Annotated in this window: 12 protein-coding genes and 3 tRNA genes; 14 read left to right on the top strand and 1 reads right to left on the bottom strand. The window is 62.0% G+C overall.

What is annotated here, in order from left to right:
• The first annotated feature begins 14 nt into the window (after positions 1-14).
• Together cimA and JFN93_RS16520 are read left to right on the top strand one after the other, a co-directional pair.
• Complete coding sequence (gene cimA / locus JFN93_RS16515) at positions 15-1,598, top strand: citramalate synthase (RefSeq protein ID WP_199385224.1); 1,584 nt, start codon at positions 15-17, stop codon at positions 1,596-1,598.
• On the top strand, positions 1,595-2,152 hold the full coding sequence (locus JFN93_RS16520; protein ID WP_199385225.1) for a ComEA family DNA-binding protein: 558 nt from the start codon (positions 1,595-1,597) through the stop codon (positions 2,150-2,152). The genes cimA and JFN93_RS16520 overlap by 4 nt, the downstream gene beginning before the upstream one ends.
• A gap of 443 nt (positions 2,153-2,595) precedes the next feature.
• Here JFN93_RS16520 and JFN93_RS16525 read toward each other — a convergent pair whose 3' ends face one another.
• Entirely contained in the window at positions 2,596-3,306 is a 711-nt protein-coding gene (locus tag JFN93_RS16525) for a J domain-containing protein (RefSeq protein ID WP_199385226.1), read from the bottom strand.
• Between the two features lie 181 nt (positions 3,307-3,487).
• Between JFN93_RS16525 and JFN93_RS16530 the strand changes: the two genes are divergently transcribed.
• The 12 genes from JFN93_RS16530 to JFN93_RS16585 all read left to right on the top strand — a co-directional run bounded on the left by JFN93_RS16530 (position 3,488) and on the right by JFN93_RS16585 (position 12,899).
• Positions 3,488-3,892: an RrF2 family transcriptional regulator gene (locus tag JFN93_RS16530; RefSeq protein WP_199385227.1), complete on the top strand. Its 405-nt coding sequence runs from the start codon at positions 3,488-3,490 to the stop codon at positions 3,890-3,892.
• A gap of 247 nt (positions 3,893-4,139) precedes the next feature.
• Positions 4,140-5,444, top strand: coding sequence for a trigger factor (gene tig, locus JFN93_RS16535; RefSeq protein WP_199385228.1), 1,305 nt, complete (start codon positions 4,140-4,142; stop codon positions 5,442-5,444).
• 10 nt (positions 5,445-5,454) lie between these two features.
• Entirely contained in the window at positions 5,455-6,057 is a 603-nt protein-coding gene (gene clpP, locus JFN93_RS16540) for an ATP-dependent Clp endopeptidase proteolytic subunit ClpP (RefSeq protein ID WP_199385229.1), read from the top strand.
• On the top strand, positions 6,054-7,307 hold the full coding sequence (gene clpX, locus JFN93_RS16545; RefSeq protein WP_199385230.1) for an ATP-dependent Clp protease ATP-binding subunit ClpX: 1,254 nt from the start codon (positions 6,054-6,056) through the stop codon (positions 7,305-7,307). The genes clpP and clpX overlap by 4 nt, the downstream gene beginning before the upstream one ends.
• A gap of 16 nt (positions 7,308-7,323) precedes the next feature.
• Entirely contained in the window at positions 7,324-9,750 is a 2,427-nt protein-coding gene (gene lon, locus JFN93_RS16550; RefSeq protein ID WP_199385231.1) for an endopeptidase La, read from the top strand.
• Between the two features lie 226 nt (positions 9,751-9,976).
• On the top strand, positions 9,977-10,252 hold the full coding sequence (locus tag JFN93_RS16555; RefSeq protein ID WP_199385232.1) for an HU family DNA-binding protein: 276 nt from the start codon (positions 9,977-9,979) through the stop codon (positions 10,250-10,252).
• Between the two features lie 24 nt (positions 10,253-10,276).
• Positions 10,277-10,353: transfer RNA gene (locus JFN93_RS16560), tRNA-Asp, on the top strand.
• A 15-nt stretch (positions 10,354-10,368) separates the two neighbouring features.
• Positions 10,369-10,444: transfer RNA gene (locus JFN93_RS16565), tRNA-Val, on the top strand.
• Positions 10,445-10,490: 46 nt separating this feature from the next.
• Positions 10,491-10,567 (top strand) — tRNA-Asp (locus tag JFN93_RS16570).
• A 133-nt stretch (positions 10,568-10,700) separates the two neighbouring features.
• A complete protein-coding gene (locus tag JFN93_RS16575) occupies positions 10,701-11,432 on the top strand; it encodes a polyprenol monophosphomannose synthase (protein ID WP_199385233.1) in 732 nt (243 codons plus the stop codon).
• The gene (locus JFN93_RS16580; RefSeq protein WP_199385234.1) at positions 11,425-11,607 is read left to right on the top strand and encodes a hypothetical protein; all 183 of its coding nucleotides are present in this window, start codon (positions 11,425-11,427) and stop codon (positions 11,605-11,607) included. Before JFN93_RS16575 ends, JFN93_RS16580 begins: the two co-directional genes overlap by 8 nt.
• Before the next feature lie 83 nt (positions 11,608-11,690).
• Positions 11,691-12,899 (top strand): type II secretion system F family protein, encoded by a 1,209-nt coding sequence (locus tag JFN93_RS16585; RefSeq protein WP_199385235.1) that lies wholly within the window; start codon positions 11,691-11,693, stop codon positions 12,897-12,899.
• The last annotated feature ends 4 nt before the right edge of the window (positions 12,900-12,903 follow it).

Below are 12,903 nucleotides of genomic sequence, written 5' to 3' on the forward strand. Positions count from 1 at the left end.
TCTAAGGTGGGGAAATGAGCCTGGTAAAACTGTACGATACGACGCTTAGGGACGGGACCCAGGGAGAGGACATCTCCTTTTTGGTCGAGGACAAGGTCCGCATCGCCCACATGCTGGACGAAAGCGGCATCCACTACATCGAGGGGGGCTGGCCCGGGAGCAATCCCAAGGACATCGCCTTTTTCAAGGACATCAAGAAGGAGAAGCTGCACCAGGCGAAGATCGCCGCCTTCGGCTCCACCCGGCGCGCCAAGGTCACCCCGGACAAGGACCAAAACATCCGCACCCTGGTGCAGTCCGAGGCGGACGCGGTCACCATCTTCGGCAAGACCTGGGACTTCCACGTCCACGAGGCGCTCAGGATCTCCCTGGAGGAGAACCTGGAGCTGATCTACGACTCGCTCGAGTACCTCAAGGCCCGCATGCCGGAGACCTTCTACGACGCCGAGCACTTCTTCGACGGCTACAAGGCGAATCCGGAGTACGCCCTGAAGACGCTGCAGGCCGCCCAGCAGGCGGGCGTCGACTGCATCATCCTGTGCGACACCAACGGCGGGACCATGCCGTACGAGTTCCCCAAGATCATCGCCGAGGTGAAAAAGGTCATCACCACGCCGCTTGGCATCCACACCCATAACGACGGCGACTGTGCAGTCGCGAACTCGATCATGGCGGTGGAGCAGGGGATCGTCCAGGTGCAGGGGACCATCAACGGTTTCGGCGAGCGCTGCGGCAACGCGAACCTCTGCTCGATCCTCCCGGCGCTCAAGCTCAAGATGGAAAAGGAGTGCATCAGCGACGAGCAGCTCAGGCACCTGCGCGAGCTCTCCCGTTTCGTCTACGAACTGGCGAACCTCGCCCCCAACAAGCACCAGCCCTACGTCGGAAACTCCGCCTTCGCCCACAAAGGTGGGGTGCACGTCTCGGCGATCCAGCGCCACCCGGAAACCTACGAGCACATCCGTCCCGAGCTGGTGGGGAACAACACCCGGGTTTTGGTCTCCGACCTTTCCGGCCGTTCCAACATCCTCGCCAAGGCATCCGAGTTCAACCTCAACCTGGACAGCAAGGATCCGGTCACCCTCGAGATCCTGGACAACATCAAGGATATGGAGAACCGGGGCTACCAGTTCGAGGGGGCCGAGGCTTCCTTCGAGCTCCTGATGCGCCGGGCGCTGGGGACCCACCGCAAGTTCTTCTCTCTGAGCGGCTTTCGCGTCATCGACGAGAAGCGGCACGAAGAGGGGCAGCCGATCTCCGAGGCGACCATCATGGTCAAGGTGGGGGGGAAGGTCGAGCACACCGCCGCCGAAGGTACCGGTCCGGTGAACGCCTTGGACAACGCGCTGCGCAAAGCGCTGGAGAAGTTCTACCCGCGCCTCAAGGAGGTCAAGCTCCACGACTACAAGGTGCGCGTCCTTCCGGCGGGACAGGGTACCGCCTCCTCCATCCGCGTCCTCATCGAGTCCGGGGACAAGGAGAGCCGCTGGGGCACCGTGGGGGTCTCCTCCAACGTCATCGAGGCCTCGTACCAGGCGCTGGTCGATTCCATCGAGTACAAGCTGCATAAGGAAGAAGACGCGGCCGCGAAAAAATGACCGGCCGGCGCAGCCGATTGGCCCTGTGGGTGGTCGCGCTGCTCCTTTTTCTCTCCCTGTTCATCCACGGGCGCGTCCCGACCGAAACGGTCGGTGACGCGCCCTTTTTTCATGCCGGCGATGCAAAGATAACGGTCCGCCTGGCCGGCGCCTTCCCCCGCCCCGGCGTCTACCGCTATTCTGTTGGCGCCACTCCGGAGAGCGTCATTAAAATGGCGGTCCCCTCCAGCCCCCGATCGCTGCGGATTGCCGGGGGGGCTTCCCGCCCCCTCCGCTCCGGCGATGTCCTGACCCTCACCAAGCTTTCCGCGCAAGGTGCTGATTTATCGCTTTCCACCATGCCCGCCGCCGAGCGGATGCAGTTGCACATTCCCCTGGACATCGACCGGATGGAGGCGTCGGACTGGGTGGCACTGCCCGGTATCGGCCCGGTGCTCGCCGCCCGCATCGCTGCCGACCGTCAATCAAATGGCGCTTTCGGCAGCGTCGAGGAGCTGGTGCGGGTGCGCGGCATCGGTCCGGCGACGGTTTCCCGGCTGAAAAAATATTTTTAAAAGATTGGTAACCTCTTTTGTAGTCGCGGTTTTTCTCCGGATGGCCCGCCCCGGCGGCTCCCTTGCCGCAACGTTACCTCCTGGTTGGCATACAAGATGTAATGTATTGGGCCACATGTTCTTTAATTTTATTCATCTCAAATCCGGAGGTTGATAGCTATGAAATGTCCTAAATGTAAAGGGAGAATGTTCGCGGAGAAATACTACGATTTCGTGAGATCTTTTGATGCCTGGAAATGCACCTGCTGCGGCGAGGTACTGGATCCGACGATCCTGGCGAACCGGGCGAGAAACTTCAACAGCCTCCTGGGCTGACATACAACTTGAAATGCAGAACCGAAAAAAGGGACGCGAGAGCGTCCCTTTTTTATTGCCCGAAATCAGCGGGGAAGGTTCCCCCGGAGAGCTGCATCAACAAAAGATGAGAGGGAGGGGGGCAGGGGTCAGGGGAACGGGGTGGCGGTGAACCGACGGTTGTGGTCGCTTTGCTCGATGAGGAGTAGTTCCAGTTCGCGCGGAGTGAAGTAGCCGCGCTCCACGAAGAACTGGCCGAACTTCGCCTGGAGGGACCGCTGGTGGTACAAAAGCTGGCGGACCTGAAACCGGCTCAAGAGCCCGAGTACCACCGCCTTGTCGCCGAACTTGCCGGCGAGGGTGGTGGTGCCGAGTACCGAGCGGACGCCGTGCTCGCTGAGCCAGTTCCAGCGCCGCGCCAGGGTTCCGATGGTCGGGCGCTGGCGGCGCTGCCAGGTAACCGCCTCGATCAGGGCCCGGTAGGGGATCAGCCCCCGGTAGAAGAGGTACCTCCCCAATTCCAGGTGGCGCTGGGGGAGGTCCCCCTGGTGGTAGTACTCCCCGTTGCCGTAGTCGGCGGGGGAAGGCCGGGGGGGGAGGGCGCTGCCGTTTTCCCGCTGCTCGAAATAGCTGAGCATCAGTTCGTACGCCTCGACCAGACGCCGGAACTGGTCCCCTTTCACCTCGGCGGCCTCGCGCCGGTGCAGGTCGGGATGGGTTTTCTTCGCCATGGAGCGGAAGGCGGCCTTGGCCCCGCTGGGCTGCAGGTAGCGCAAAAAGTCGCGGCTTACCTCGACCTCGGGGCCGAAAAGGGCGCGGCAAGCGGCGAGGAGCTGGGTTTCCGGGGGAGGGGCCAACATCGGAACTCCTTTGAGGTGATGCAACGGCGTATGTATATAGCACGGATCGACCGCAAATCGGAATATTTTCCGATTTTAAAAATGCGTTTTATTTATTCAATTTTCCTTGACACGGGTGGGACTATCCCGATATAAATGAGATTAAATTGGTCCTAAATGCATTCCGAAAGGTGAAATTTATATGATGGAACTGACCAGAAAAGGAGAGTACGCGATCCGGGGGATCATCTATCTGGCCCAACAGCCTCCCGGGCAGGTCGCGTTGATCAGTGAGATTGCCAATGCGGCGGACGTCCCCCAGAGCTTTTTGGCCAAGATCTTCCAGAGCTTTGCCAAGCTGGGGCTGGTCAATTCCTCGCGGGGGACCGGGGGCGGGTTCACCCTGGCCAGGCCGGCAGGTTCGATCACCCTGCGCGAGGTGGTCGAGGCGGTCGAGGGGCCGATACTCCCCAACCGTTGCCTCTTGGGTGATCCCTGCGCGCGCGGGGGAGGGTGCCTGGTCCACGGCGTCTGGAAAGACGTGCAGTTCCAGGTGGTGCAGATCCTGGACGGGGTGACCATCGAGTCGCTGGCGCAACGCCCGTGACCGGGGCTCCCTGAGAAAGGCCGCGGGGTGCCGGAATTGTCCGGCAACCTCGCGGCAAGTTCTGGTTGACATCCTCACCCCCCTTTGTTACTTTACTCCCTTCGATCCGACGGCATGGGGGCCTATCCGCCGGGCGGTCCCGCCTCGAGCCCCGCCACAAGCGATGCCCCACCTGCAGCAGGACGTTCCCCCACGGTAACAAAGGCAGCAGGCTGCCCACCAGTACATATAAAGAGAGGTTTCACAGATGCAGATCAATGTCGAAACGCTGAGCAGCGTCAAAAAGAAGATCAACTTCGTGATCCCTGCTGAGCGGGTTTCCCAGGAGGTCGACAAGGCTTACGGCGAAATCAAGAAGTACGCCGCCGTCAAAGGGTTCCGCAAGGGTAAGGTCCCGATGGGGCTCATCGAGAAGCACTACGGCGACAAGATGGCCGAGGAAGTGCTCAAGACCCTGGTAAACGACACCTACTATAAAGCGGTAGCGGACGAGGGGCTGAATCCGGTCTCCTTCCCGGTTATCGAAAGTGATGCCCTCAAGCCCGGCGAGGCCTTCAACTACTCCGCCACCATCGAGGTTTTCCCCAAGGTCGAGCTCAAGGAGTACGTCGGGCTGGAGCTGGAGAAAGAGCAGCTTGTCCTGGACCAGGAAGCGGTGAACGCGCGTCTGGCCGAGATGCAGCAGAGCATGGCGCAGCTTGTGCCGGCCCAAGAAGGGCACGCCGCCGCGCTGGGCGATTTCGTCGTCTTCGACTTCACCGGGAGCATCGACGGGGTTCCCTTCGAAGGGGGCGCTGCCGAGGACTTCCAGCTCGAACTCGGCTCCGGGCGCTTCATCCCCGGCTTTGAGGACCAGATGGTCGGGCTGAAGGCCGGCGACAGCAAGGATCTCAACGTCACCTTCCCCGAGCAGTACGGCAACGACACGCTGCGCGGCAAGCCGGCGGTCTTCGCGGTCACCGTCAAGGAGATCAAGGTGAAGGAGCTCCCCGAGCTCGACGACGAGTTCGCCAAGGAGTTCGGCGAGTTCGACAACCTCGACGCCCTGAAGGCGAAGCTCGCCGAGATCCAGAAAGAGCAGGAAGAGCACCGCGTCGAGTACGAACTCAAGGAGCGGATGTACAAGCAGCTCGTCGAGAAAAACGAACTCGAAGTCCCCGAGACCCTGGTCGACCGCCAGGTCGAGGTGATGCTCGAGCAGAGCAAACAGCGCCTTGCCCAGCAGCGGCTCACCCTCGAGATGATGGGGCTCACCGAAGATGCCTACAAGGCCCAGTTCCGTGATGCGGCGCGCGACCAGGTGAAAAGTTCTCTCATTCTGGACGCGGTTGCCGAAAAGGAAAATATCGAAGTGACCGATGCCGACTTCGACGCGCGCGTCGAGGAGATCGCTCAGTCCTCCGGTCAGGACAAGGGCTCGGTGGCCAAGCATTTCGCCAACGCCCGCGCCAAGGAAAGCCTCACCTTGCAGCTGCGCGAGGAGAAGGCTGCCGATTTCATCATCTCCAAGGCCGTCGTCGTGGAACGCCCGAAGGCGGAACTGAAAGCTTAGGAGACGCCCAATGCTGGTACCCATCGTAGTGGAGCAAAGCGGCAGGGGGGAGCGGTCGTACGACATCTATTCCCGCCTGCTCAAAGACCGGATCATCTTCCTCGGCGGGGGGATCGACGACAACGTCGCCAACCTCGTCATCGCCCAGCTCCTCTTCCTGGAGGCGGAAGACCCCGACAAGGACATCCACCTCTACATCAACTCCCCCGGCGGTGTCGTCACCGCCGGGATGGCCATCTACGACACCATGCGCTACATCAAGGCGCCGGTCTCCACCATCTGTATCGGACAGGCCGCCTCGATGGGTGCCTTTCTCCTTTCCGGGGGGGAAAAGGGCAAGCGCTACGCGCTGGCCAACTCGCGCATCATGATCCATCAGCCGATCGGCGGTTTCCAGGGGCAGGCGACTGACATCCACATCCACGCCAAGGAGATCCTCCGGATGAAGGAGCGGTTGAACGAGCTCCTCGCCGAGCATACCGGTCAAACCGTCGCCAAAGTGGAGGCGGACACCGAGCGGGACTACTTCATGTCTGGCGAAGAGGCGAAGGCCTATGGTATCATTGACGCCATCTTTGAAAGAAACCCCGCAGTCACTGGAGGTTCGCGGTGAGTAGAAGAGACGATCGCTCCGACACCCTGATCTGTTCTTTTTGCGGTAAAAGCCAGGAAGAGGTTAAAAAGCTCATCGCTGGCCCCACCGTTTACATCTGCGACGAGTGCATCGAGCTGTGCAACGACATCATCGCTGAGGAGTCGAAGCTCGAGGAGGCCACCTCCTCGGACGTGCGCAAGCTGCCCAAGCCGCAGGAGATCAAGGAGGTCCTCGACGAGTACGTGATCGGCCAGAATCGGGCCAAGAAGGTGCTCGCCGTTGCGGTCTACAACCATTACAAGCGCGTCGAGGCGGCTGCCAAGCCGGGCGAGGTGGAGATGCAGAAGAGCAACATCTTGCTCCTGGGCCCCACCGGTTCCGGCAAGACGCTCCTCGCCCAGACCCTGGCCCGGATCCTCAAGGTTCCCTTCGCCATGGCCGATGCCACCAACCTCACCGAAGCGGGCTACGTCGGCGAGGACGTGGAGAACATCATCCTCACCCTGCTCCAGGCCGCCGACTACGACGTGGAGAAGGCCCAGAAGGGGATCATCTACATCGACGAGATCGACAAGATCGCCCGGAAGTCCGATTCCCCCTCCATCACCCGCGATGTCTCGGGAGAAGGGGTGCAGCAGGCGCTTTTGAAGATCATCGAAGGTACCGTCGCTTCCGTCCCGCCCAAAGGGGGGCGCAAGCACCCGCAGCAGGAGTTCCTCAAGGTCGACACCACCAACATCCTCTTCATCTGCGGCGGTGCCTTCCCGGGGCTGGACAACATCATTCAGCAGCGGATCGGGATCAAGACCCTCGGCTTCGGCGCGGACGTGAAGAAGAAGGTGGAGAAGAAGTCGGGCGAGCTTCTCGCCGGGGTCACCCCGGAGGACCTTCTCAAGTTCGGCTTCATCCCCGAGTTCGTCGGCCGGCTCCCGATGCTCGCCGCCCTCACCGAGCTCGACGAGGAGGCGATGGTGCAGATCCTCAAGGAGCCGAAAAACGCGCTCATCAAGCAGTACCAGAAGCTTTTCGAGATGGAGCACGTGAAGCTGAAGTTCACCGACGGCTCGCTCATCGCCATCGCCCGCGAAGCGCTCAAGCGCAAGACCGGCGCCCGCGGGCTCCGTTCCATCCTGGAGAACGCGATGCTCGACATCATGTACGAGATCCCGTCCCAGAGCATGGTGAAAGAGGTGGTCATCTCCGAAGAGGTGATCTACAACAAGGAAAAACCGATCATCGTCTACGAGAACGTCGCGGAATCCGCGTAGGACTCGAAGGGGCCTCATGACCGAAACAACTAATGGCAGAAGCAGAAAAAGAGGGAACCCGGTGCGGTTCCCTCTTTTTCCATTAAGGGATATCGTCATCTTTCCGCACACCGTGATCCCGCTGTTCGTCGGGCGGGAGAAGTCGGTCCTGGCGCTTGAGGCGGCCATGTCCGGGCACCAAAAGCAGATCCTCTTGGCGACCCAGAGAAACGCCCAGACCGAGGAGCCGACCCCGGAGGAGATCTACCCGGTCGGCACCATCTGCCAGATCATCCAGCTCCTGAAGCTCCCGGACGGCACCGTGAAGGTGCTGGTCGAAGGAAAACGGCGCGCCTCCATCGTCTCCTTTACCGACGAGGCGAGTTACTTCGAGGTGGACGTCGAGGAGCTTCCGGAGCGGTCCGGCAAGGCGAGCGAGGTCGAGGCGCTCAAGCGCGGCGTGGTCTCCGGTTTCGAGAACTACGTCAACCTCACCAGCTCGGTTCCCGCCGAGATCCTCCAGTCGGTCACCGGGATCACCGATCCCTCCCGGCTGGCCGACACCGTTGCGCCGCACCTGAACCTCAAGGTGCCGCAGAAGCAGGAACTTTTGGCGCTGGCCAACCCGGGGAAAAGGATGGAGCGGCTCCTCGCCCTGATGGAGAGCGAGATCGAGATCCTGCAGATCGAGAAACGGATCCACGCCCGGGTCAAGAAGCAGATGGAGAAGACCCAGAAGGATTACTATCTCAACGAGCAGATCCGCGCCATCCAGAAGGAGTTGGGGGGCAAGGACGAGTTCAAGCAGGAACTGCGCCTGCTTGAGGAAAAGGTCGAGAAGGTGCGCCTTTCCGACGAGGCGCGGGAAAAGACCCTCTCCGAGATCAAGAAGCTCAAGCTGATGTCGCCGATGAGCGCCGAGGCCGCGGTGGTGCGCAACTACATCGACTGGCTCCTGTCGCTCCCCTGGGGGGTACTCACCCCGGAAAACGCCGACATCGAGGCCGCCGAGGCGCAGCTCGAGGCGGACCACTACGGGCTTACCAAGGTGAAGGAGCGCATCCTGGAACATTTGTGCGTGAACACCCTGGTGCCGGGGATGAAAGGACCTATTCTCTGCCTGGTCGGCCCTCCCGGGGTCGGGAAGACCTCGCTCGCCCGATCGGTTGCGGCTGCCACCGGACGCACCTTCGTGAAGATGTCGTTGGGCGGGGTGCGCGACGAGGCCGAGATCCGCGGGCACCGGCGCACCTACGTCGGTGCGATGCCGGGCAAGGTGATCCAGTCGCTCAAGAAGTGCGGCAGCGTGAACCCGGTCCTGTTGCTGGACGAGATCGACAAGATGACGGCCGATTTCCGGGGCGACCCGGCCTCGGCGCTCCTCGAGGTCCTCGATCCCGAGCAGAACGCCTCCTTCAACGATCACTTCCTCGACGTCGACTTCGACCTCTCCAAGGTGATGTTCATCACCACCGCGAACACCGCGCAGGGGATTCCCCGGCCGCTTCTGGACCGGATGGAGGTGGTGCGCCTGGAGGGATACACCGAGAAGGAGAAGCTCGCCATCGCGCGCCAGTATCTGGTCCCGCGGCAGGCCAAGGCGAACGGGCTCGCCGCGAAGGGGGTCGTTTTCGCCGACGAGGCGCTTCTCGAGATCATCCGGCGCTACACCCGCGAGGCGGGGGTCCGCTCCCTGGAGCGGGAGATCGGCTCGGTCTGCCGCAAGATAGCGGTCAACGTCGTCAAAGGTGGGCGGATGCGGCGCGTGGTGCAGGCCAAGCAGATCGCCCAGTATCTCGGGCCGCAGCGCTACCGCTACGGGGTCGCCCAGGTCAAGGACCAGGTCGGCATGGTCACCGGTCTGGCCTGGACCGAGGTGGGGGGGGAGCTCCTCGACATCGAGGTGGTATCCCTGCCGGGCAAAGGGAAGCTCACCATCACCGGAAAGCTCGGGTCGGTGATGCAGGAGTCGGCCCAGGCCGCGCTCACCTACGTGCGGTCCCGCTCCGAGCTTTTGGGGCTCGCTCCCGATTTCTACCAGAACATCGACCTGCACATCCACGTCCCCGAAGGGGCGATCCCCAAGGACGGCCCCTCCGCGGGGATCACCATGGCCTGCGCGCTCATTTCCGCGGTCACCCGGCGCCCGGTCTCCCGCGAGCTCGCCATGACCGGCGAGATCACCCTGCGCGGCGCGGTGCTCCCGATCGGCGGACTCAAGGAGAAGCTCTTGGCCGCCGGGCGCGGCGGGATCCGGACCGTGCTCATCCCCAAGGACAACGAGAAGGACCTCGCCGAAGTCCCCAAGGAGATCAAGGCGGGGCTCACCATCCATGCGGTTGCCCACATGGACGAGGTGATCGCGCGGGCGCTACCCGGCGACCTGGCCCAGCACGTCCATCCTCCTTACGTGGAGCGGATCGAGAAGGGTGAGGATGCGGCGACCCCGCATCCGTCGCATTAGCGGTACCGGACCCGATTTTTTTTGCTCGACGGCGAGCGCTGCCGGCGGTCCGGCTAATGTTTTGATTTCCCGCCGTTTGCCCCGTTTTGGGCTGCGGCGGGGGCGGCGCCCGGGCGGGGCTTCCGCCCGAAGAATCGCGCCAGGCTTGAAAAAGTGGTTGACACTTCGGGAAGTCTTCTGGTATATAGTTGATTCACTTTTGCGATGCACTCATGAGGAGGTCAGGATGAACAAGTCCGAACTGGTTGGCGCCGTAGCCGAAGAAGCTGGTCTCACCAAGGTTGATGCAGAAAAGGCCGTTACCGGTATCCTCGAAGCGCTGACGGACTGTCTCGCCCAGGGAGACAAGCTGACCCTCGTCGGCTTCGGTACCTTCTCGGTTGCCGAGCGCGCCGCGCGCTCCGGGCAGAACCCGCAGACCGGGAAGAAGATTGAAATCCCCGCCTCGGTCACCCCGAAGTTCAAGCCGGGCAACACCCTCAAGTCCCTTATCAATCAGTAGATTTTTCCGCAGGTCGCACGCTGCGGGGTTGTAGCTCAGTTGGTTAGAGTGCCAGCCTGTCACGCTGGAAGTCGCGGGTTCGAGCCCCGTCAACCCCGCCATTATTAGATTCGAAAGGGCGAATAGCTCAGCTGGGAGAGCGCCAGCCTTACAAGCTGGATGTCGGGGGTTCGATCCCCTCTTCGCCCACCAATCGTGCGCCGGATGCGGAAACGTCCTCCCAAGGACGCAAAAAATTGGGGTTGTAGCTCAGTTGGTTAGAGTGCCAGCCTGTCACGCTGGAAGTCGCGGGTTCGAGCCCCGTCAACCCCGCCATTATCAAGAAAAGGCCGCTTTCAGCGGCCTTTTTTGTTTGCCCCCTTTCACTTGACTTAGCACCTTAAAATCGTTTATCCTCGCCGAATCACTACCCCCAAACCCACGGCGTCATGCCGCTGAGCGAGTCCCCTTGAAACCAGTCGTAGTCATCCCAACCTATAACGAACGCGACAACCTGGAAAGGCTGACCCACCAGATCCTTGCCCTGGACGAACGGGTCCACCTGCTCGTGGTGGACGACAACTCCCCGGACGGCACCGGCGCGCTGGCCGACCGGCTGGCCGCGGAATCGGAACGGGTGCACGTTTTGCACCGCGCCGGCAAGCTCGGCCTGGGATCCGCCTACCGGGAGGGGTTCCGGATTGCGCTCGACCTGGGAGCGGACTGCGTGGTGGAGATGGACGCCGATTTCTCCCACGACCCGGAGATCCTGCCGATCTTTTTCCGGGAGATGGAGCGCTACGACCTGGTGATCGGGTCGCGCTATCTGAACGGGGTGTCGGTGGTCAATTGGCCGCTGCGCCGGCTGATGCTGAGTTATTTCGCCAGCGTCTACACCCGGGTCATCACCGGGCTCACCATCTCGGACTGCACAAGTGGCTTTAAATGCTTCCGCCGTGAGGTTCTTGAGGCGATCGACCTTGACCAGATCCGTTCGGACGGGTATTCCTTCCAGGTCGAGATGAACTACCGCTGTGTGGAGGCCGGGTTCCGGGTGGGCGAGGTGCCGATCATCTTCATCGACCGGCACGCCGGTACCTCCAAGATGTCGAAGAAGATCGTCCGCGAGGCGGTGGTCATGGTATGGAAGCTCAAGCTCGGTTCCCTGGCGCGCGGGCTGTTCGGAGGCAAGCGTGGCTGAGTGGTGGAGCGTGGTGACCCTGGTCGGGCTGTGGGGATGGATCCTGAGCGCGGTCGGCTTCATCCTGCGCGGCTTTCCCCGGCGCGGGACCTTTTGCGGCGGCCGGGCGCTCCCCTTTGGCGTAGCCCTGGTGATCTTCTTCATCCTCTGGATGGTGGGCATGTCGCACGCCTGAAGGCGTAACCCCCTGTCATGACCGGGGTTCGCGGGAGCTTTCCTGTTTTCATTCCCCGGCGTTTGTGGTAATGATAGGAAGTTATGTCCGTATTCAAATGCAAGATAGGTGGCGCCGACGGGCGGGTGGTCGAACGTGAGTTCGAGGCCGTCAACGCGGCAATCCTCAGACAAAGTCTCGTGGAGCAAGGTTTCGTCGTCTTCGAAATCAAGAAGAAGGCGTTCCAGTTCCTTTTCGATACCGGCAATGCGCGGCGCAAGGTTTCCAACAAGGAACTCCTGATGTTCAACCAGGAGCTCCTGGTCCTGCTCAAGGCGGGGCTCCCGATCATCCAGGCGCTCGACACCATCCTGGAAAGCGGTGCGCGCGGCAAACTCACCGAGATCCTCACCGCGATCCGCGAGGACGTCAAGGGGGGGATGGCCTTTTCCGCGGCCTTCGAGAAGTACCCCCGGGTCTTCCCGCACCTGTACATCGCCTCGATCCAGGCCGGCGAGCGGACCGGCGACCTGCCGCAGACGCTTCGGCGCTACATCGCCTTCCTGAAGCGGACCGAAGGGTTCAAGGGGAAGGTGGTCGCCGCGCTTTTCTACCCGGCGATCCTGGTGACCGTCGCGGTGATCGCGGTGGCGGTGCTCCTGGTGCAGGTGGTGCCGACCTTCAGCCAGATCTACAAGGATTCCGGGGCGGCCCTTCCGGTGCCGACCCAGATGTTGATCAACTTCACCACCATGCTGCGCCACTACCTCCCGGTTTTCATCGCGCTCGCCGTGGCCGGGGCCGCCTTCTTCCGGCGCTGGAAAGCGACCGAAACCGGGCGCTTCGCGGTGGACCGGTTCAAGGTCGGCCTCCCCTTCATCGGGCCGATGCTCACCCGGTACGCCGTCGCCGGCTTCACCCGGACCCTCGGCACCGTCCTCGGCTCCGGGATCCCGATCGTCGAGGCGCTGCGCATGTCGGTCGGGACCCTGAACAACCGGCTCCTGGAACAGGGGCTTTTGCAGGCGGTGATCAAGGTCGAGGAGGGGAGCAAGCTCTCCAGCGCACTGGACTCGATCAAACTGATGCCCCCTCTGGCGCTCCGGATGCTTTCCGTGGGTGAATCCACCGGCTCCCTCGAAGAGATGCTCGGGGACATCTCGGACTACTTCGAGGAGGAGATCGACCGCAACCTCCAGGTCCTCACCACCGCCATCGAACCCGCCATCATGATCCTCATGGGTATCGTCATCGGTGGGATCATCATCACCATGTACCTTCCGATCTTCAAGATCGCGAACACAATGGGTTAACGAT

It is taken from the genome of Geomesophilobacter sediminis (assembly GCF_016458275.1).
GTDB classification, from domain to species: Bacteria; Desulfobacterota; Desulfuromonadia; order Geobacterales; family Geobacteraceae; genus Geomesophilobacter; species Geomesophilobacter sediminis.

What these genes read in the sequence shown, in the direction of transcription:
- cimA (WP_199385224.1), top strand. Translation starts at nt 15, where the DNA reads ATGAGCCTGGTAAAACTGTACGATACGACGCTTAGGGACGGGACCCAG.
- JFN93_RS16520 (WP_199385225.1), top strand. Translation starts at nt 1,595, where the DNA reads ATGACCGGCCGGCGCAGCCGATTGGCCCTGTGGGTGGTCGCGCTGCTC.
- JFN93_RS16525 (WP_199385226.1), bottom strand. Translation starts at nt 3,306, where the DNA reads ATGTTGGCCCCTCCCCCGGAAACCCAGCTCCTCGCCGCTTGCCGCGCC.
- JFN93_RS16530 (WP_199385227.1), top strand. Translation starts at nt 3,488, where the DNA reads ATGATGGAACTGACCAGAAAAGGAGAGTACGCGATCCGGGGGATCATC.
- tig (WP_199385228.1), top strand. Translation starts at nt 4,140, where the DNA reads ATGCAGATCAATGTCGAAACGCTGAGCAGCGTCAAAAAGAAGATCAAC.
- clpP (WP_199385229.1), top strand. Translation starts at nt 5,455, where the DNA reads ATGCTGGTACCCATCGTAGTGGAGCAAAGCGGCAGGGGGGAGCGGTCG.
- lon (WP_199385231.1), top strand. Translation starts at nt 7,324, where the DNA reads ATGACCGAAACAACTAATGGCAGAAGCAGAAAAAGAGGGAACCCGGTG.
- JFN93_RS16555 (WP_199385232.1), top strand. Translation starts at nt 9,977, where the DNA reads ATGAACAAGTCCGAACTGGTTGGCGCCGTAGCCGAAGAAGCTGGTCTC.
- JFN93_RS16585 (WP_199385235.1), top strand. Translation starts at nt 11,691, where the DNA reads ATGTCCGTATTCAAATGCAAGATAGGTGGCGCCGACGGGCGGGTGGTC.